Source organism: Deinococcus aetherius (assembly GCF_025997855.1).
GTDB classification, from domain to species: domain Bacteria; phylum Deinococcota; class Deinococci; order Deinococcales; family Deinococcaceae; genus Deinococcus; species Deinococcus aetherius.
Genome location: NZ_AP026561.1, coordinates 621931 through 638896, shown reverse-complemented (window position 1 = coordinate 638896; position 16966 = coordinate 621931). Strand labels below are relative to the sequence as shown.

The following is a 16966-nucleotide window of genomic DNA, read 5'->3' as shown; positions in this document are numbered from 1 at the left end:
TGACTTGACCAGCAGCGTCCGTTGCCAGTCGCGGCCCTTCACCGCCATCCCCGGCGAGGGGGACCGCGCTCCGTCCCCCGGCGCCCAGGTCCGCTTCGAGGTCGTGGACGGACCGCTCGGGCGCACCGCCTGGACCGTCCGCGCGGTGCACCCGCTGACCTGACCCTATTACCCTGTTTTTTCCCTGCTCCTCCGGATAAGTAAAGGTGTCGTAAAGACCGCAGGTTCAGGCCCAGGGTGCGCCCTGGGTCCGGCATCCGCCACCGCTTCCCCGCCCCCCTGGAGGTCTCATGAACAAGCAGCTCCTCTCCGCCGTCCTCGTCACCTCCCTGCTGGGTAGCCTGACCGCCCTGGCGGCCCAGTCGGGCATGTCCCACTCGGGCTCTTTTCACGCCCTGGGCGCGCCCACCACGGGCACCGCCACCCTGAGCGAGTCGGGCGGCAAGATGACGTTGACCCTGAGCAATCTCAAGACCGAACCCGGGCCGGACCTTCAGGTGTGGCTGTATACGGGCGCCGCTCCTATGAAGGGCGCCAAGGACGCGGACATCGCCAGGGTGAAGCACGTCGGCGTCGGGACCCTGAAGAAGTTCAGCGGCAATTTCACGTACACGCTGCCCGCCGGAACCAAGGCCAGCGACTACAAGAGCGTCGTGTTGTGGTGCGCGGACGTGAAGACCGCCTTCGGCGCCGCGCCGCTTCAGTGACGGCGGGGGCCGGGGGCAGGTCTCCCCTCCCCGGCCCTCTCCCGGGAGGCCCCATGACCCACTTCATGTTCGCCACCGGCATCGAGAACAGCGCCCCTACCATCGGGGAGAACCGCGAGCGGGTGGACGAGATGGCGAAGTGCGGCCACTACGCCCACTGGCGGCGCGACCTCGAACTCGTCACCGAACTCGGCATTCCTTTCCTGCGCTACGGCCCCCCACTGCACACGAGTTTCACCGCGCCGGGAAGGTACGACTGGAGCTTCGCGGACGAGACCTTTGCGGAGCTGCGGCGCCTCCGCATCACCCCCATCGTGGACCTGTGCCACTTCGGGGTGCCGGACTGGCTCGGGGACTTCCAGAACCCGGACTTCCCGGAACTGTTCGCCGCCTACGCGGGCGCCTTCGCGCGGCGCTTCCCCTGGGTGCAGCTCTACACGCCCGTCAACGAGATGTTCGTCTGCGCGATGTTCTCGGGCAAGTACGGCTGGTGGAACGAGCGGCTCAGAACGGACCGGGGCTTCGTCACGGCGCTCAAGCACCTCGTCAAGGCCAACGTCCTCGCCATGCACGCCATCCTCGCCGCGAGGCCCGACGCCATCTTCATCCAGAGCGAATCCAGCGAGTACTTCCACGCCGAGACTCCGGCGTCGGCGGAGCTGGCGGGCTTCCTGAACGACGTGCGCTTCCTGTCGCTCGACCTGAACTACGGGCACCGAGTGGACTCGGAGATGTACGAGTACCTCCTCGGGAACGGGATGACCCGCGAGGAGTACCGCTTCTTCCTGATGCACAACCTCAAGCACCACTGCATCATGGGCAACGACTACTACGCCACCAACGAGCACCGGGTCACGGCGGACGGGACCTGGAAGTTCTGCGGCGAGGTCTTCGGGTACGCGCTGATCACCCAGCAGTACTTCGACCGCTACGGCCTGCCCGTCATGCACACCGAGACGAACCTGTGGCAGGGCGAGAGCGGGCAGGAGGCGGTGAACTGGCTGTACAAGGAGTGGGCCAACCTGACCAGGCTGCGCCAGAACGGGGTGCCTATCGTGGGCTTCACGTGGTACTCGCTGACCGATCAGGTGGACTGGGACACGGCCCTGTGCGAGCAGAGCGGGCGGGTCAATCCGCTCGGGCTCTTCGACCTGGAGCGCAACATCCGCCCGGTGGGCGAGGCGTACCGCCAGCTCATCCGCGACTGGCGGGAGGTGCTGCCGATGCAGAGCGCCGCTCTGACCGTGCCCCTGGCGAGGGTGGACGAGGGGCCCGCCGAAGGTCGCCGGGCGCCCTCGCTGCTCGCCCATCCGGGGCCGGGGAAACACGCCTGAGGGCACGTGAAAGGAAACGAAGTGAAGAACGGACAACAGCCCGGCCCGGCGCTGCTGCTTGCCCTCGCGGTGCTGGGGGTGGCGGGCGCGCAGAGCAGCGTGGCGCCCAGCGGCGTGATCGAGCGCACGGGCGTCTTCCGGAGCTGGGCGGCCCCGACGAGCGGCACGGTGGTCGCCTTTCGCAGCCGTGAGGGGGCCACCCACCTGCTGCTGCACCGCTTCCAAACGGGGAGCTGCCCGCGTCTGCAAGTGTGGCTGCACAAGGGCGTGCCAACCCGGGCACAGGTGGAGGGGGGCCAGGGCGGCTCGGCCCTTCAGCTCGGCGAGATGAGCCTGCCCCGGGGCAGTTTCGAGTTCGCCCTGCCCCCCGGCGTTGACATGTCGGCGGGCTTCGGCAGCGTGGTCGTGTGGTGCGCCGGGAGCCGCGCGGCGTTCGGCATGGCGCCGCTGGAGTGACGGTCGTGGGAAAGGAGATGCGGCGCTTTCCCACGTGAATCGAACGCCCAAGTCACCTCTGCTCGTATTTCAAGCGAGTCGCCCACCCCCAGGAGGAACCTTATGTCCAGCTTTCTGAAAGCGCCGCTCGCCGCCCTGCTCACCGTCAGCCTCGCCGCCTGCGGCACCCTCACCACCCCGGGGGCGAATTACGCCGGGCACCTGTTCGCTATGACGAACGCGGCAGGCGCGAACGCCATCGTCCACTACGGCCGCAGCGAGGACGGCAGACTTACCCGCCTCGGTGAGACGCCCACGGGCGGGCAGGGCGTCGGCGGCAGGCTGGTGGTGGACCCCGGCAAGGAGGGGGTCGATCCCCTCTTCTCCAGCGACAGCGTGGTCCTCAGCACCGACCACACGCGGCTCTTCGCGGTGAACGCGGGCAGCGGCACGGTGTCCTCCTTCCGGGTGGGTGCGGATGGAAACCTCACCCTGGTGGGCACCTCCCCTACCGGCGGCACCGTACCGACCTCGCTCGCGCTGCACGGCGACGTGCTGTACGTGGGACACGCCCGGGCGGGCGACGGGGGTGTGCAGCTCACCGGCTTCCGCGTGGGCGCGAACGGGTCGCTGGGCCCCATCGCGGGGGCACGCTACGCGACGAGCGGCACCACGCTCGTGAGCCAGATCCTGTTCAGCCCCGACGGCGCGCTGCTGGAGGTCAGCGAGCTGAACACCGGCAAGGTCAGCGTGTATCCCGTGAACGCGGACGGCACGTTGGGCACCCCGAACGTGAACGCCAGCGCGGGCCAGGCGCCCTTCGGGGCCGCGTTCGTGAACGGCCGCGTCCTGCTGGTCTCCGAGGCGGGCTCGGGGGCGGTGTCGTCGTACAACGTCGCTTCCAGCGGCGCCCTCACGCCCATCCAGGCCACGGTGGTCAACGGGCAGAAGGCCACCTGCTGGCTGACCCTGACGCCGGACGGAAGGTTCCTGTACGCCAGCAACACGAGTTCCGGGAATGTGAGTGTGTACACCGTGACGCCGGCGGGCGGCCTGAACCTGGTGTCCGCCGCCGAGGCCTACCGGGCGCCGGGCGGCTTCGCGGACGTGGGCGGGAACCCGTCGAGCGGCCCGGTGGACGCGGTGGTGAGCGCCGACGGGAAGTACTTCTACCAGCAGTACAGCGGGCTGGGCGTGGTGGGGGCGTACCGGGTCGGGTCGGACGGTCGCCTGAGCGCCGTGGAGGGCGGCGACGGCACCGGGCTGCCCGCGCTGGGGACCGAGGGGCTGGCTGGATACTGAGGCGTTTGGGCGGAACCTTGGGGGGCACGCGGTAGGCAAGACGCAGCGCCCACAGGGTGCGAGCGACGGTCGAAGCGAGGACTTGTTCGTCATAGGCTGAGGCGCCGTGCCGACCTACCACGAGTTCCCGCCCCCCGCTCCACTGCGCCTCGCCGTGGACGCGCTGTGGTGCGTCAATCCAACCACGCCGGGTCCGGCGGTCTCCCCGCTCCGCGTGTTGCCCGACGGCTGCGTCGATCTGATCTTCCGCTTCGGAGGAACGACCGGCGAGGGGCAGCTCAGCCTCGTCGGCCCGACCGACCGTGCTTTCCTGCTCGACGGCGCGATGCCGGCGCCCGCGGTGGGCGTTCGGTTCCGTCCCGGCATGGCGGCCGGCCGCCTCGGCGTTCGCCCGCCCGACCTGTACCGCCGCGAGGTCGCCGTCGACCGGGCGTTGCCCCAGCTCGGGGCCTGGCAAGAGCGCCTGCGCGGCTCCGCCTCGCCGGTCGAGGCCCTGCGGGTCCTGCGATGGGCCGCCGCCTCAATGCCGACGCGCTCCGCGCCGGGCGTCTCGGCCCGGGTGGGGCGGGCCGTCGAACTCCTCGGGCGCGGGTGGCGGGTCGCGTCCACAGCGGCCGTTCTCGGCGTGAGCGAGCGCACGTTACGGCGCGACCTCGTCGAGACGGTGGGACTCCCGCCCAAGGTCCTCGCGCGCGTCCTGCGTTTTCAGGGGGCCGTACGCCTGCTCGACGCCCGGGCAGACGCGGATCTCGCCTCGCTCGCGCTCGACGCGGGCTACTTCGACCACGCCCACATGAACCGCGACTTTCGCGAGTTCGCGGGCCTGTCCCCCACGGCGTTCGGCCACGAGCGCCGCGCGGCGGCCGATTCGTCCAAGCGCCGCGCGGGCGAAGATGGCACGCTGAAGTCATGGATCTGGGATACGTGATCGTGTACGTGCCGGACGTCGTCGCCGCCGTCGAATTTTACGAGCGGGCCTTCGGACTGCGGCGCCGCTTCGTCGACGGCGGCGGCCAGTACGCCGAACTCGACACCGGCCGCACGAGGTTGGCCTTCGCCTCACCCGCGATGGCCGAGAACCTGAACCTGGCGGTCCGCGTGCAGCGCCCGGACCAGGCCGCGGCCGGCACCGAACTCGTGTTCGTGACGCCCGAGGTGGCGTCGGCCTTCGAGCGGGCCGTGGCCGCCGGGGCCGTGCCGGTCCGGGCGCCCGCCGAGATGCCCTGGGGCCAGACGGTGAGTTATGTGCGCGACCGACACGGCGCGCTGATCGAACTGTGTACGCCCGTCGCGGAGGACACCTGAAGGGCGCGGAGTGAAGTTGCCGCATAGCTCAGGCATCAACCCCACTGCGCGCCGCCCCAAACCCGAATCGGCTAAGCTGACCCGCTGTGGGTTGTGGCAAGTTGTTGAAGCTTGAGGTGCGGCGGAGGTTCCAGAAGCCAGGCAGTCTGAACGTCAGGCCGCCTGGCGCACGATTTCTTGCCACGTCTTGAATGTGGAGGGCGGCGACGGCCACGGACTGCCTGCCCCGGGGGCGGAGGGGCTGGCCGAGTACTGAGCCCGAGTGGCGCGGGCGACTGGGGACTGGGCGAAGCACTGGAGCCCACGTCGGGCGGATGTGAGCCCTTCCCGGTGAGGCGGCCTGTGAACCCGGGCGCGAGGGTGAGAACCCGACCGGCCCGGGTTCACGCCATTCCGCACCGGGCCGGAGCCTCCCGGAGACGGTCTCCACCCCTTTTGCCCCCAGCCAGGGTGGCGTCCCGCGAACGGCGGCGGGCATTCAGGGACGGTTGACAGGAAGGTCCACCGGGACGGGCCTCGGCACCATCCGCCGGATCTGACGCTGCGCCATCTGCGCCATGGGCGGCGGCCTGTCCCCACGCCACATCAGGCCGAACGACCAGGGCAGGGACGGCGGCTCCAGCGGGCGAACGACGGTCCCCCCACCCACCGACGGGGGAAGCAGGCCCGACGGCAGCGCCGCCACCCCTTCCCCCGCCGCCACCAACCCCACCATCGCCGCGACCTCTGCTTCCTCAAACACCACCCCCGCCTGCCCCTCGGGAGCGCTCAACCACGAACGCAGGGCCGCGTCGTCCCGCGCCCGCAGGCGGGGCAGGATCAGGCGAACGGGGGCCAGGGCGCGGCGGGGCACCGCCTCCCACGAGGTCAGCGGGTGCGCGGCGGGAAGCAGGAGGGCATAGGGGCCGTGCAACAGCGGGTGGAAGCGCAGGTCCCCCCGCCCGGGTGGCCCCAGCACAAAAGCGATGTCGAGCTGGTCTTCGAGCAGGGCGCGCTCCAGGTCGTCCTCGCTCCCCGTCGAGAGTCGCACCTCCGCCTCAGGAAACTGACCGCGAAAGGCGCCCAGCAGGGCGGGCATGAGGCCCACGCTGCCGAACTCCACGAAGTCGAAGCCCACGCGCAGCACGCCGTCCGCCAGTCCGCCCGCCCGCCGCGCCCGGCGCACGCTCTGCTCGGCTTCCGCCAGCAGGCGCCGCGCGTCGAGGAGCAGGGACTCGCCCGAGGGCGTGAGCCGCGCGCCGCGCGAGGTGCGCTCGAACAGCCGCACGCCGAGTTCGTCCTCCAACTGGTGAATCCGGTGGGTCAGGGCGGGTTGCGACAGGTTCACGCGCCCGGCCGCGCGGGTAAAATTGCCCTCCTCCGCTACCGCCAGGAAGAGCCGCAGTTGCCGAAGCTCCATGGCTCAGCCTACCCGGCGGCGCCCCCCGTCATTCATTTTCTTGATGGCCCGGGCGAACGTTCGATTGGCGTTTTCTCGTTTTGGGCGCGAGGATGAGGGCACTTCGGGCGGTGGTGCTCCTGACCCCACCCCTCGAACAACCGCCCAGGCAACGCTCCCGTTCGCCCCCCCCATCCCGGGCCACCCTGCGTGGCTGACGGGCCGCCGCAGTCTTCCAGGAGCCCTGCATGTCAAACACACACCTCGCCCACGGTTTTGCCCAGTCGCTCACCGAGCGCGACATGAGCGCGTACGCGCGCCTGCTGCACGAGGAGTATGTCAACCACAACGCCTTCGCCGCCCCGGGCAAGGCGGGCAGCGTCGCGGTCTTCGAGGCCTTCCTGCACGCCTTCCCGGATTTCACGGTGACGGTCGAGGCCGTGTACGAGGACGCGGATACCCTGATCGGCCGCTTCACGTACCGGGGCACCTTTACCCACCCGCTGATGGGCTACGCGCCGACCGGACACACGGTAGAGATGCGCTCCATCGACATCTGGCACGTCCGGGGCGGGCAACTTCAGGAGCACTGGGACGAACTTAACACCCTCGACTTCTTCCTTCAGCTCGGGGCGAGCCTGTTGCCGCCCGGCGTGCGGGTGGAGGCGGCGCGATGACGGGCCTCGCCGAGGTGCTGGTGGTGACGGGGGTGCTGTCCGCCGGGGTGGTGTACGGCACGGACGTGTTCTTCGCCGTCGTCGGACGCCCGGCGCTCGAGGAGGCCCGGGAGGAGAGTGTGACGGACGTGATGGGGCGGCTGCACCGGTACGGCGACGCGCGCATGCCGGTGTTCGGCGCGCTCGGCCTCGCCTCCACCCTCGGGCTGGTGTTCGCCTCGGGGACCGGCTCGACCGCGAGCGGCTGGGCGCTCGTCGCGCTGGCCGGTCTGGGCACGCAGCTCGCGGCGTACCTCACGGTGGCGAAGCCGGTGAATACTGCGCTCACGGCGGCTGCGGCGCAGGGCCACTGGAACCTGGCGTCCCGGCCGCTTCAGCGGCGCTGGGACAGTGTGATCGTCCCGCGCGCCCTGGGCCTCGCCGTCGCCCTGGCCGGGCTGACGCTCGCCGCGCTCTCGTTGCGGTGAGGCGCGAACCCCGGGGACGGCGGAGAGGCGGTCGTGCTCTACGGACGGCGCAGGGGACCGCGCCGCCGACTCCTGGGAAAGTTAGGCTGGACGCGATGACAGCTTCCGTGAGGGTCTTGATGGTGTCGGGAAGCCTGCGGGCGGGCTCGACAAATACCGCGCTGCTGAAGACGGCGGGTGCCGTGGCGCCCCCAGGGGTGGAGGCGGTGCTGTACACGGGCCTGGACCGGTTGCCGCATTTCAACCCGGACGACGATCACGAGCCCCTGCCCCCGGCGGTCGCCGACCTGCGGGCGGCCCTGGGACAGGCGGACGCCCTGCTCTTCTCGACGCCGGAGTACGCCGGGGCGCTCCCGGGCGCCTTCAAGAACCTGCTGGACTGGACGGTGGGCGGCGGCGAGACGTACGGACGGCCCGCCGCCTGGATCAACGCCTCCGGGCTGCATTCGCCGACGGGCGCCGCCGACGCCCACGACTCCCTGCGCAAGGTGCTGGGCTACACGGGCGTGAGCGTGGTCGAGGCGGCGTGCGCCCGGATTCCCGTTCCCCGACAGAGCGTCGGCCCGGACGGCCTGATTCTCGACCCGGCCATCCGGGAGCAGGTGGGGGACGTTCTGGCCCTCCTGGCGGCGCGGGCGCGGCACCTCGGCGGGCGCGCGGACGCTGCCCGCCGGTAAAGGCTCGGGTGCGTGCCCGGGCAGGGCCGCGCTTCGCTATGCCACCCCGGACGGCGGCGGACCGAATCCGGGCGAAGCGAGCGGTGAGTCGGTATGGGGGACACTTCGTCAGCATGTGGGCACTGGGGAAGCGACCTCCTGCGTTGGCCCGGAAGGGTAGGTCAGGTCAGCCGCTCCAGCACCCGCAGGTACCGGGTCGGCCACAGCCGCACCGCGAGGTCGATAACCTGCGCGTCCCGACCGATCAAAATGCGGGGTTCGCCGCGCTCCACCCCGCGCAGGATGCGGGCGGCGGCGTCCCCCGGGCTCGTCACGAAGGTGCGCTCGAAGTCGGCCACCTCGCGGGCGATCCGCGCCGGGTCGCGCCCCGACCGGGAGCCCGCCCGCGCGCTCCGGGCGATGCCCGTCCTGACGCCGCCCGGGTGCACCACGCTCACTCCCACGTTCGAGCCCGCCAGCTCGTGCCGCAGGGCCTCGGAAAAGCCGCGCACCGCGAACTTGCTCGCCGCGTACCCGGTCTGCCCGGGCGGGGCCATCAGGCCGAAGACGCTCGACACGTTGACGATGTGCGCGGCCCCCTCACGGCGCAGCAGGGGCAGGAAGAACTCGCAACCGTATACCGTGCCCCAGAAGTTGACGCCGACGATCCAGCGCAGGTCCTCCAGGCTCACCTCGTCGAAGGTGCCGCCCAGCGCCACGCCCGCGTTATTGACGAGGAGGGTCACGCGCCCGTGGGCCGACTCCACCTCGCGGGCGAGGGTGGACACGGCGTCCTCGCTCGACACGTCCACCCGGTGCAGGGTGACCTGCCCGGCCCCACGGGCGAGGTCGCGGGTGGTCTCCAGGGCCGGGGCGTTCACGTCCGCGAGAGCGAGACTCGCCCCCCGCGAGGCGAGGTCGAGGGCCAGCGAGCGACCGATGCCCGACCCGGCGCCCGTGACGACCGCGACCGTCTCTCCCGAAAGCCGCATTTACCGCGCCCCCGCCCGGACGCCGGACCGTCCCAGCGGCACCGGGCTGAGGCGGAAGTGGTAGCTGCCGGGATCGAAGCGGCGCAACCCCGCTTTATAGCGGAAGGCGAAACCCGGCCACAGCCCGACGTTCTGCCCATGCTGATCGAGGTAGAAAGACGTGCAGCCTCCCTTCACCCAGACCGACTTCGCCAACTCCGCCTGCACCCGGTCGTTGTAGGCCCGCTGGGCGTCCTCGCGCACATCGAGGGCGAGGAGGTGTTCACGGCGCAGGTGGCACAGCGCGCTCACGAGATAGGCGACCTGCGCCTCGATCATGTACACGATGGAGGTGTGCCCCAGCCCGGTGTTCGGCCCCACCATCAGGAAGAGGTTGGGAAAGCCGTGGACCGTCGTGCCCCTGTACGCGCGCGGGCTGCCGTTCCAGACCTCGGCGAGCGTGCGGCCATCCCGTCCCCGGAAGACCCGGGCGGCGGGCGACTCGGCGACGTGGAAGCCGGTCCCGAGGACGATGGCGTCGGCCTCGCGCAGGGTGCCGTCCCCGGTGACCACCCCTTCCGGGCGGACCTCCCGGATAGGGTCCGTCACGAGTTCGACGCCCTCGCGGGTCAGCGCCGGGTAATAGTCGTCCGAGACGAGGATGCGCTTGCAGCCCACACGGTAGTTCGGCTTGAGCTTCGCCCGTAACTCGGGGTCCTGGACCTGCGCCTCCAGGTGGGCGCGAGCCACGTCCGCCACGAGCCTCTCCTTGCCGGGGTCGAAAAAGCCCAGCACGAGGAGTTCGCGCCGGGCGGCGATCCGTCCACGGTCCGCGAGCTGCGCGGCGGGCAGGGCGCGGTACAGGCGCTGGGTGCGCGCGTCCACCCGGCGGTTCAGGCGCGGCACGATCCACGGGGCTGAGCGTTGATACACGGTCAGCCGCCCGACCTGCTTCGCGATCTCGGGCACGAACTGCACCGCCGAGGCGCCCGTGCCGATCACCGCCACCCGCTTTCCCGTCAGGTCGAGGTCGTGCCGCCAGCGCGACGAGTGGAAGACGGGGCCCGGAAAGGTGTCCAGGCCGGGGATGTCCGGCCACTTCGGTTCGGCGAGGGGACCGTGGCCGGAAACCAGGAAGCGGGCGGTGAAGGGGCCCGCGCTCGTCTCGATATGCCAGCGGGCCTCGGCATCGTCCCAGGCCGCACTCCTGACCGCGTGCTGGAAGCGGACGTGCGGGAGAAGACCGAAGCGCCGGGCAGTGTCCCTCAGGTACGCCAGAATCTCGGGCTGGGGCGCGTAGGTGTGGTTCCAGCCCGGGTTGGGCGCGAACGAGAAGGAGTAGAGGTTGGACTCGGTGTCGCACGCCGCGCCGGGGTAGGTGTTGTCGCGCCAGGTGCCGCCCACGTCCGAGGCGCGCTCGAAGACCACGAAATCGGTTATTCCCGCCCGCTTGAGGCCAGCGGCCACGCCGAGCCCGGAAAAGCCGGTGCCGATCACCGCCACCTCGAAGTGCGGCGCGGGGGACTCAGAGGTGGTCATCAGCACCTCCGGGCAGCAGGCCGAATGCGCGCAGGGCGTTGCGGGCCACCTCATCGCCCGCGTCCTCCTGCACGAAGTGGCCCGCGTGCGGCAGGTCCAGCGGCGGCGGGCAGCCGCGAATGTGGGCGCGTAGGTGCCGCATGGGGCCCGCGCCCAGGATCGGGTCCCGCAGGCCGACGGCCATGAAGCTCTCGATGTGAAGCTGCACCTCCCACCAGCTCCGCGCCAGGCGCGCAGTCTCAGCCCCAGGGGCATCTGGGGAAGTTGGCACCAGCCGGGGAAAGGCGCGCACCCCCGCCTTGTAAAGACGGTCAGGAAAGGGCGCCTCATACGCCCGGGCCTCCTCAGGGCTGATCCGCTGCGAGGCCCGCCGCAGCAGGGTGCCCACGTCCATATCGGGGTGGGTGTTCGAGTACGTCCGCCAGGCGTAGAAGGCGGCGTTCGGGCGCACGTCCCCGGTAGCGAGCGCCGTGTTCATGACCAGCAGGCGCGAGAACCTTCCCGGCATCTCCATCGGAAGCGTCAGGCCCAGCAGTCCCCCCCAGTCCTGCACGACCAGGGTGACATTGCGTAGGTCCAACCGCTCGATGAGGTGCAACAGCGAGTTCCGGTGAAAGTCGAAGCTGTACACCCCGTCGTCCACCGGCTTGTCCGAGCGCCCGAAGCCGTAGAGGTCGGGGGCGACGACGCGGTAACCGGCCTGAGTGAACACGGGGATCATGCGGCGGTACAGGTAGCTCCAGGTGGGCTGGCCGTGCAGACAGAGAAAGGTCTCGGGGGCGTCCCGGGGGCCCTCGTCCAAGAAGTGCATCCGCAGCCCCCCGTAACCGGGCAGGTCGTCGAGGGAGTGCGGGGCGAAGGCATAGCCGGGCAGGTCACGGAAGCAGTCGTCGGGCGTGCGCAGGATGTCGGTCACGGTGTCCTTTCAGTCCCCGGGGGCGAGCGGGGCGGGGGATGCCCTCGCCGCGAGCTGCTCGCGGGCCCGGGCGTGGTTCTCGCGGGTGATGGGGTAGCGCCACACGAACACGAGGGCGAGGAGATACACGGCCGCCGCGACCGGGCCCATCATCAGGGCGATGCCGCGCACCGTCTCCGGGCTCTGGGTGGCCTGGCCCGCCACGTAGCCCAGCAGGCTCGTCACGAGCGCGTTGGAAAAGACCCCCAGCGACCCGGCGGCCTTCAGACCCAGCAGCAGCAGGGCGTACAGCAGGCCCTCGCGCCTCACGCCGCTGCGCAGTTCGTCGAACTCCAGCACGTCGGGCAGCATCGCCCAGGGAAAGAGGGACACTGCGGCGAGCCCGAGGCCGTTCAGGACGATGGTGCCGATCAACTGGGGCGAGACCACCCCGCGCGGCACCGCGTAGACGTACAGCAGCAGGCTCACGATCATCAGCCCCAGCCCCAGCAGCAGGCCCACCCGCTTGCCCAGGCGCCCCGACAGCACGTTCCACCCCCCGAATCCCAGGATGGCGACGAGGAACAGGCCGCCCAGCAGCGGGGCTTGCAGCGCCCCCGGCAGCCGCAGCACCGACTCCAGGAAGAAGGGCAGGATGGAGTTGGTGACCATCAGGGCGACCGTGATCAGCAGGAACGCGCCGAGCAGCGGCCCCAACCCGAAGGTGCCCAGCAGCTCGCGCACCGACCTCAGGGTGAGGGGCGGGGCCGAGCCCTCCTCTCCCCGCGCCCCGCCCCGCCCCGGCTCGCGCACCCCGAAGCCCGTGACGAGCAGGGCGCCCGAGGCGGCGACGGCCGAGAGGACCCCCACCACCACCCACCCGGCGGGTGGACTGGCGGCGAGGTCACGCGCGCCCGTCACCCCCAGCACGATCAGGGGCGGCAGCGCCACGCCGACGAGGGTGGCGAGCATCGAAAAGGCGAGGCGGTAGGCGTTCAGGCCGGTCCGCTCGTCGGAGTCGGGCGTGAGTTCGGGCCCCAGCGCGAGGTAGGGGATGGTCGCCAGCGAGTACAGCGCCGAGAGCGCCATGAAGCCCAGCGCCGCCAGCACGAAGCGGCCCCCCTCCGGCGCGAAGGGCACCAGCCACAGGGCCCCGAACAGGGCCCCGGCGGGCACGGCGAAGACGCGGGTGAACCACAGCCGCCCCCTGCGGTTCCGCAGCCGGTCGGACAGCGCCCCGATGGCGGGGTCCACGAGCGCGTCGAACAGCCGCCCGGCGAGGAAGGCGAGGCCCGCCAGCAGCGGCGCCAGCCCCGCGATGTTCACGAGGTAGTACAGCAGCCAGGTGTTGCCCACCACCCCCACGAGGTTGCCCCCGAAGTCGGCGGGGCCGTAGAGCAGCTTGTCACGGGTGCGCAGCGTGGGCATCATGGGCCCTCCTGGGGAAAGGGGGACACGGCGGCCAGGCCGCGCCCGAGCCGGGGTGCGAACGTGAGGCGGACGGAGAACTGTCTCCCCACCGTAGGCGCAAACTGCTTCAAATGAACGACTCCATTTTGAGCAACGGCGTCCTGCACCTTCTGGACCCGCAGGCCGCCCCGCGCCTGATGAACGGCTGGGAGATGCGCTACCTCGCCCCCTTCCTGGGCCGCGAGGCCACCATGAGCCAGGCGGCGCGTGAGCTGGAGGTCAGCGTGTCGCGCATGCACTACCAGGTGCGCAGGCTCCAGGCCGAGGGCCTGCTGCGGGTCGTGCGGGTGGAGCGCCGGGGTCGGCGCGAACTCAAGGTGTACCGCGCGGTCGCCGACCGTATCTTCATCCCCTTCGAGCGCATGCCCAGCGAGAACGTGGAGGTCGCGCTCGCCCGGGCCGACCAGCCGTGGCTGACGCTCTTTCTGCGCTCGCTCGCCCGGGTGTGGCGTGAACACCCGGGGCCGTGGGGCATGCGCTTCGAGCGCACCGGGAGCGGGCACGTCCGGGCGAGCATCGTGCCGCACCCCGACAGCGCTGCCGGGCTGGAGGAGGAAGCCCTGCCCGCCCTGTTCCTGGGCGGCTGGATCACCGACCTGCACCTCGACTTCGAGGACGCCCGGGCCCTGCGCCGCGAGCTCGGCGAGGTGCTGGAGCGCTACGTCGGGCGCGGCGGCTCCGGGCGCTACCTGCTGCAACTCCGGCTCGGCCCCCTCTTGGAAGACCCGGGAACGCTGCCCAAAGTCACGCTGCGCTGAGTGGCGTGACCGGGCCGGGCAATAGCAGACGACCACCCCCACCGCTGACCTTCGGGCAGCCGGGCCAGGAGATGCCCCGCGTTGTATACGTGTGTATACTTTTAGTACATCCGTCTTTTACAAGGCGGCAGGTGGACGCGAGTTCCAGAAGTGGCCGGTGATCACCGACCGTCGCACACGCCCTGACCGTCCCGGCGTCAGGCTCGGCGCCCGAGGCGCCCGGAGGAGTCTCCATGCTGTCGTCTGTCCCCAGGCGGTCTGCCGCCCGTTCCCCTCGCCGGGTTACCCCGGTAGCCCTGGGTCTGCTCGCCGCCGGGGCCGCCGTGTTCCTCGTGTGGCCGAGCCCCATCCGGCCGGTCGCCTGGACGCCCGCCCCCGCGCTGCCCCCCACGGGCGTGCTCGCCCCGAACGACGCCCTGCGCGCGGGCGAGTGGATCGGCACGGGCCGCCTCCACCGTCCCGAGGACGTCGCCTTCGACGCTCAGGGCCGGATGTACGTCGGCTCGCGCGACGAGGTGAGCGGGCAGGGGGCCACGGGCGCGGGCGACCTCAACCCGCGCATCGAACGCGTCACCTTCGCGCCGGACGGCAGCGCCCGCGTCGAGGAGTGGGTGCGCCTGCCCGGCGGCGGGCCGCTCGACCTGCGCTTCGATCACGCCGGGAACCTGCTCGTCGCCTCGTGGGGCCAGGGCCTGCTGTCGATCAGCCCCGGGCGGCAGGTGCGCGTCCTCGTGCCGGAGGGCCAGGTCATCGGCGGCGAGCCGTTCGGCTTTGCCGACGGGGTGGCCGCCCACCCGGACGGGCGCGTCTTCTTCACCCAGGGCACGCGCGGTGCGTACACCCCAGATAAGGCGGTGCTCGACGTGCTCTCCGGGCGACCCGGCGGTCGCCTGCTGGAGTACACCCCGCGCACGGGGGCGGTGCGGGTCCTGATCCCCGACCTGTCCTTCGGCAACGGGGTGGTGCTCGCGCCCGACGGGTCGTTCGTGCTCGTGGCCGACCAGTACCGCTACCGCATTCGCCGGTACTGGCTGACCGGGGCGCGGGCGGGGACCGAGGACGTCTTTATCGACAACCTGCCGGGGTTCGTCCACAACCTGTCCCTCGACGACGTGGGGGTGCTGTGGATCGCCGTCAACCGGCCGCGCAACCCCCTGGCGGACCGTCTCGCGCCGTACCCCTGGCTCAAGGCGCAGGTCGCCAAGCTGCCGAGCGCGTTGTTCAACGCCCCGCCCAGCCGGGACGAGTCGCGGCGCGGAGAGGGCTCGGTGCTCGCCGTGGACCTGCGGGGACGGCCGCTGCTGAGTCTCCAGAACCCGCCCCGGAGGCTCAACTTCCTCAGCTCGGCGGTGTATCACGGGGGCTTTCTCTACCTCGGCAGCATCGACGGCGGTCCGGTCCTGCGCGTCCCGCTGCCCGCGCGGCCCCTTCCCGGCGGGGAGACGCGGTGACGGCGCCCAGTCTCCGCGACCGGCGCCGCGAGAAGCGCGTGCAGGAGCTGCTCGGCATCGCCCTCGAGGTGTTCGCCGAGCAGGGTGTGCCCGGCGCGGCGATAGAGGATATTGCGCGGCGGGCGCTGCTGACCCGCGCCGCGTTCTACCGGTACTTTCCCGACAAGCTGTCCCTGCTGCGAGCCCTGCGGGTCTGGAAGCTCGGGGAGCTGGCTCGGCAGGTGGGGGACGTGGTGGACGCCGAGCCGGAGCCCGGGCGCCGCCTGGGCCGCCTGATCGAGGAGAGCCTGGAGTTCCAGCAGGAGCAGGAGGCCTTCTTCCGGGTGTTCTTCACGTCGGGCGTCTCTCCCGAGGCCCTGGGGGACGACGCGCTGGGGCCGTACCTGGCCCTGGTCGAGCGGGAACTGCGCGCCGAACACGCGGCGGGGCGGCTGGGCGAGTGGCCCCTGGACCGGCTGGCGGCGCTGCTCACCGCCCTGGTGTTCACGCCCTCCATCGCGCGCAGTTTCGTCAAGGGTGGCGAGCGGCACCCACCGGCAGACGAGGCGGCGCTCGTCGAGCGGCTCTTCCGCCACGGCGCCGGACCAGGACCGGCCCGGGGCGTAAGGGCCGGGGCACGTGGTCCCTGACCCCATCCCCCGAGGTCGGCGCCCCACGCGGGACGTGCGGCTCAGTCCGCGTCCCAGGGCGGCCCGGCCGCGAAGGCGCGGCGCAGGAAGTCCTCGAAGACCCGCACCTTCAGGGGCAGGTAGGCGCGGTCGGGGTAGGCCAGCCACACCCCGGCGTCCTCGTAGGTCGTCGCGCTCACCTCGAAGTCGGGGAACAGGTCCACGAGCGTGCCCGCGCGCAACTCACGCCCCACGATCCAGCGGGCCTGAAGCAAGACGCCCATGCCGCCCAGGGCGCACATTTTCAGGGCCACCGCGTTCGAGGTGCGCAGCCGCGCGGGCACCTCGACCTCGGTGACGCGGCCGTCCGGGGAACGAAAGCGCCACACGTCCCGAAAGCCCGCGAGGTGCAGCAGCAGCCCCGCGTGCCGGGTCAGGTCCCCCGGCCGCTCGGGGCGCCCGGCGCGCTCCAGGTAGGCGGGGCTGGCGCACACCCGCGCGTCCATCCGGGCGAGGGGCACGGCCCGCAGTCCGGCGGCGGGGGGCGGCCCCAGGCGCAGGGCCACGTCGATGCGCTCCTCTACGAGGTCGGGCGCGCCGTCGGTGAGCACCAGGTCGAGGGCGAGATCGGGATAGAGCGCCGCGAAGTCGGGCAGCAGCGGCACGAGGTTGAGCTGCGCGAAGCTTACCGGTGAGGCGATCCGCAGCGTCCCCCGGGGGTGCGACTCGGTATCGGCCGCCCCCAGCCGGGCGCGTTCGAGTTCCTCCACCAGCGGCTCGACCCGCCGGAAGTACACCAGGCCCGCCTCGGTGGGCGCCAGGCGGCGGGTCGTGCGGTGAAACAGACGCAGACCGAGTTCCGCCTCCAGGGCCGCCACTGCCCGGGACACGGAGGAGGGGTCCACGTTGCGGTCGCGCGCCACAGCCGCGAAGTTGCCGCGCCGCACCACGTCCAAGAACGTCCGCAGGGTCTCCACGTCCATTCGTGCATTCTACGCACGGGTGTGGTGCGT

19 protein-coding genes are annotated in these 16966 nt (G+C 71.5%); 13 read left to right on the top strand and 6 right to left on the bottom strand.

The genetic code is table 11. From position 1 onward, the window contains the following. Window positions 1-4 precede the first annotated feature (4 nt). The 7 genes from DAETH_RS19245 (at window position 5) to DAETH_RS19215 (ending at window position 5083) form a co-directional block, all read left to right on the top strand. Window positions 5-163, top strand: coding sequence for a hypothetical protein (locus DAETH_RS19245; protein WP_264777711.1), 159 nt, complete (start codon window positions 5-7; stop codon window positions 161-163). Between the two features lie 127 nt (window positions 164-290). Continuing rightward, entirely contained in the window at window positions 291-707 is a 417-nt protein-coding gene (locus DAETH_RS19240; protein WP_264777710.1) for a DM13 domain-containing protein, read from the top strand. Between the two features lie 53 nt (window positions 708-760). After that, window positions 761-2041: a family 1 glycosylhydrolase gene (locus tag DAETH_RS19235; protein WP_264777709.1), complete on the top strand. Its 1281-nt coding sequence runs from the start codon at window positions 761-763 to the stop codon at window positions 2039-2041. Window positions 2042-2062: 21 nt separating this feature from the next. Continuing rightward, window positions 2063-2497, top strand: coding sequence for a DM13 domain-containing protein (locus DAETH_RS19230; RefSeq protein WP_264777708.1), 435 nt, complete (start codon window positions 2063-2065; stop codon window positions 2495-2497). Window positions 2498-2599: 102 nt separating this feature from the next. Further along, window positions 2600-3778: a lactonase family protein gene (locus tag DAETH_RS19225; protein ID WP_264777707.1), complete on the top strand. Its 1179-nt coding sequence runs from the start codon at window positions 2600-2602 to the stop codon at window positions 3776-3778. A gap of 106 nt (window positions 3779-3884) precedes the next feature. After that, a complete protein-coding gene (locus tag DAETH_RS19220; protein ID WP_344870062.1) occupies window positions 3885-4706 on the top strand; it encodes a helix-turn-helix domain-containing protein in 822 nt (273 codons plus the stop codon). Beyond that, the gene (locus tag DAETH_RS19215) at window positions 4688-5083 is read left to right on the top strand and encodes a VOC family protein (RefSeq protein ID WP_264777705.1); all 396 of its coding nucleotides are present in this window, start codon (window positions 4688-4690) and stop codon (window positions 5081-5083) included. Before DAETH_RS19220 ends, DAETH_RS19215 begins: the two co-directional genes overlap by 19 nt. 478 nt (window positions 5084-5561) lie before the next feature. Here DAETH_RS19215 and DAETH_RS19210 read toward each other — a convergent pair whose 3' ends face one another. Further along, window positions 5562-6482, bottom strand: a complete 921-nt coding sequence (locus tag DAETH_RS19210) for a LysR family transcriptional regulator (RefSeq protein WP_264777704.1) — start codon at window positions 6480-6482, stop codon at window positions 5562-5564. 227 nt (window positions 6483-6709) lie between these two features. Here DAETH_RS19210 and DAETH_RS19205 point away from each other — a divergent pair, with 227 nt between their 5' ends. From DAETH_RS19205 to DAETH_RS19195, 3 genes are all read left to right on the top strand, one after another. Next, window positions 6710-7138 (top strand): ester cyclase, encoded by a 429-nt coding sequence (locus DAETH_RS19205; protein WP_264777703.1) that lies wholly within the window; start codon window positions 6710-6712, stop codon window positions 7136-7138. After that, window positions 7135-7605, top strand: a complete 471-nt coding sequence (locus DAETH_RS19200; protein ID WP_264777702.1) for a DUF1772 domain-containing protein — start codon at window positions 7135-7137, stop codon at window positions 7603-7605. The genes DAETH_RS19205 and DAETH_RS19200 overlap by 4 nt, the downstream gene beginning before the upstream one ends. 95 nt (window positions 7606-7700) lie before the next feature. Further along, entirely contained in the window at window positions 7701-8282 is a 582-nt protein-coding gene (locus tag DAETH_RS19195) for an NADPH-dependent FMN reductase (protein ID WP_264777701.1), read from the top strand. A 161-nt stretch (window positions 8283-8443) separates the two neighbouring features. Here DAETH_RS19195 and DAETH_RS19190 read toward each other — a convergent pair whose 3' ends face one another. From DAETH_RS19190 to DAETH_RS19175, 4 genes are read right to left on the bottom strand one after another with little or no spacing between them, the layout of a single operon-like run. Continuing rightward, the gene (locus tag DAETH_RS19190) at window positions 8444-9253 is read right to left on the bottom strand and encodes an SDR family NAD(P)-dependent oxidoreductase (RefSeq protein WP_264777700.1); all 810 of its coding nucleotides are present in this window, start codon (window positions 9251-9253) and stop codon (window positions 8444-8446) included. Beyond that, window positions 9254-10771, bottom strand: coding sequence for a flavin-containing monooxygenase (locus DAETH_RS19185; RefSeq protein ID WP_264777699.1), 1518 nt, complete (start codon window positions 10769-10771; stop codon window positions 9254-9256). Then, window positions 10758-11687 (bottom strand): haloalkane dehalogenase, encoded by a 930-nt coding sequence (locus DAETH_RS19180; protein WP_264777698.1) that lies wholly within the window; start codon window positions 11685-11687, stop codon window positions 10758-10760. The genes DAETH_RS19185 and DAETH_RS19180 overlap by 14 nt, the downstream gene beginning before the upstream one ends. A gap of 9 nt (window positions 11688-11696) precedes the next feature. Continuing rightward, entirely contained in the window at window positions 11697-13097 is a 1401-nt protein-coding gene (locus DAETH_RS19175) for an MFS transporter (protein ID WP_264777697.1), read from the bottom strand. Window positions 13098-13207: 110 nt separating this feature from the next. On the opposite strand from DAETH_RS19175, the gene DAETH_RS19170 reads away from it, so the two are divergent. The 3 genes from DAETH_RS19170 (at window position 13208) to DAETH_RS19160 (ending at window position 15974) form a co-directional block, all read left to right on the top strand. Further along, entirely contained in the window at window positions 13208-13894 is a 687-nt protein-coding gene (locus DAETH_RS19170; protein WP_264777696.1) for a MarR family transcriptional regulator, read from the top strand. A 233-nt stretch (window positions 13895-14127) separates the two neighbouring features. Beyond that, window positions 14128-15345 carry an SMP-30/gluconolactonase/LRE family protein gene (locus DAETH_RS19165; protein ID WP_264777695.1) on the top strand — a complete coding sequence of 406 codons (1218 nt, stop codon included), beginning with the start codon at window positions 14128-14130 and terminating at the stop codon, window positions 15343-15345. Continuing rightward, window positions 15342-15974, top strand: coding sequence for a TetR/AcrR family transcriptional regulator (locus tag DAETH_RS19160; protein ID WP_264777694.1), 633 nt, complete (start codon window positions 15342-15344; stop codon window positions 15972-15974). The genes DAETH_RS19165 and DAETH_RS19160 overlap by 4 nt, the downstream gene beginning before the upstream one ends. A gap of 41 nt (window positions 15975-16015) precedes the next feature. Here the strand turns inward: DAETH_RS19160 and DAETH_RS19155 are convergent, their stop codons facing one another. Beyond that, window positions 16016-16936: a LysR family transcriptional regulator gene (locus tag DAETH_RS19155; protein WP_264777693.1), complete on the bottom strand. Its 921-nt coding sequence runs from the start codon at window positions 16934-16936 to the stop codon at window positions 16016-16018. Between the last annotated feature and the right edge of the window lie 30 nt (window positions 16937-16966).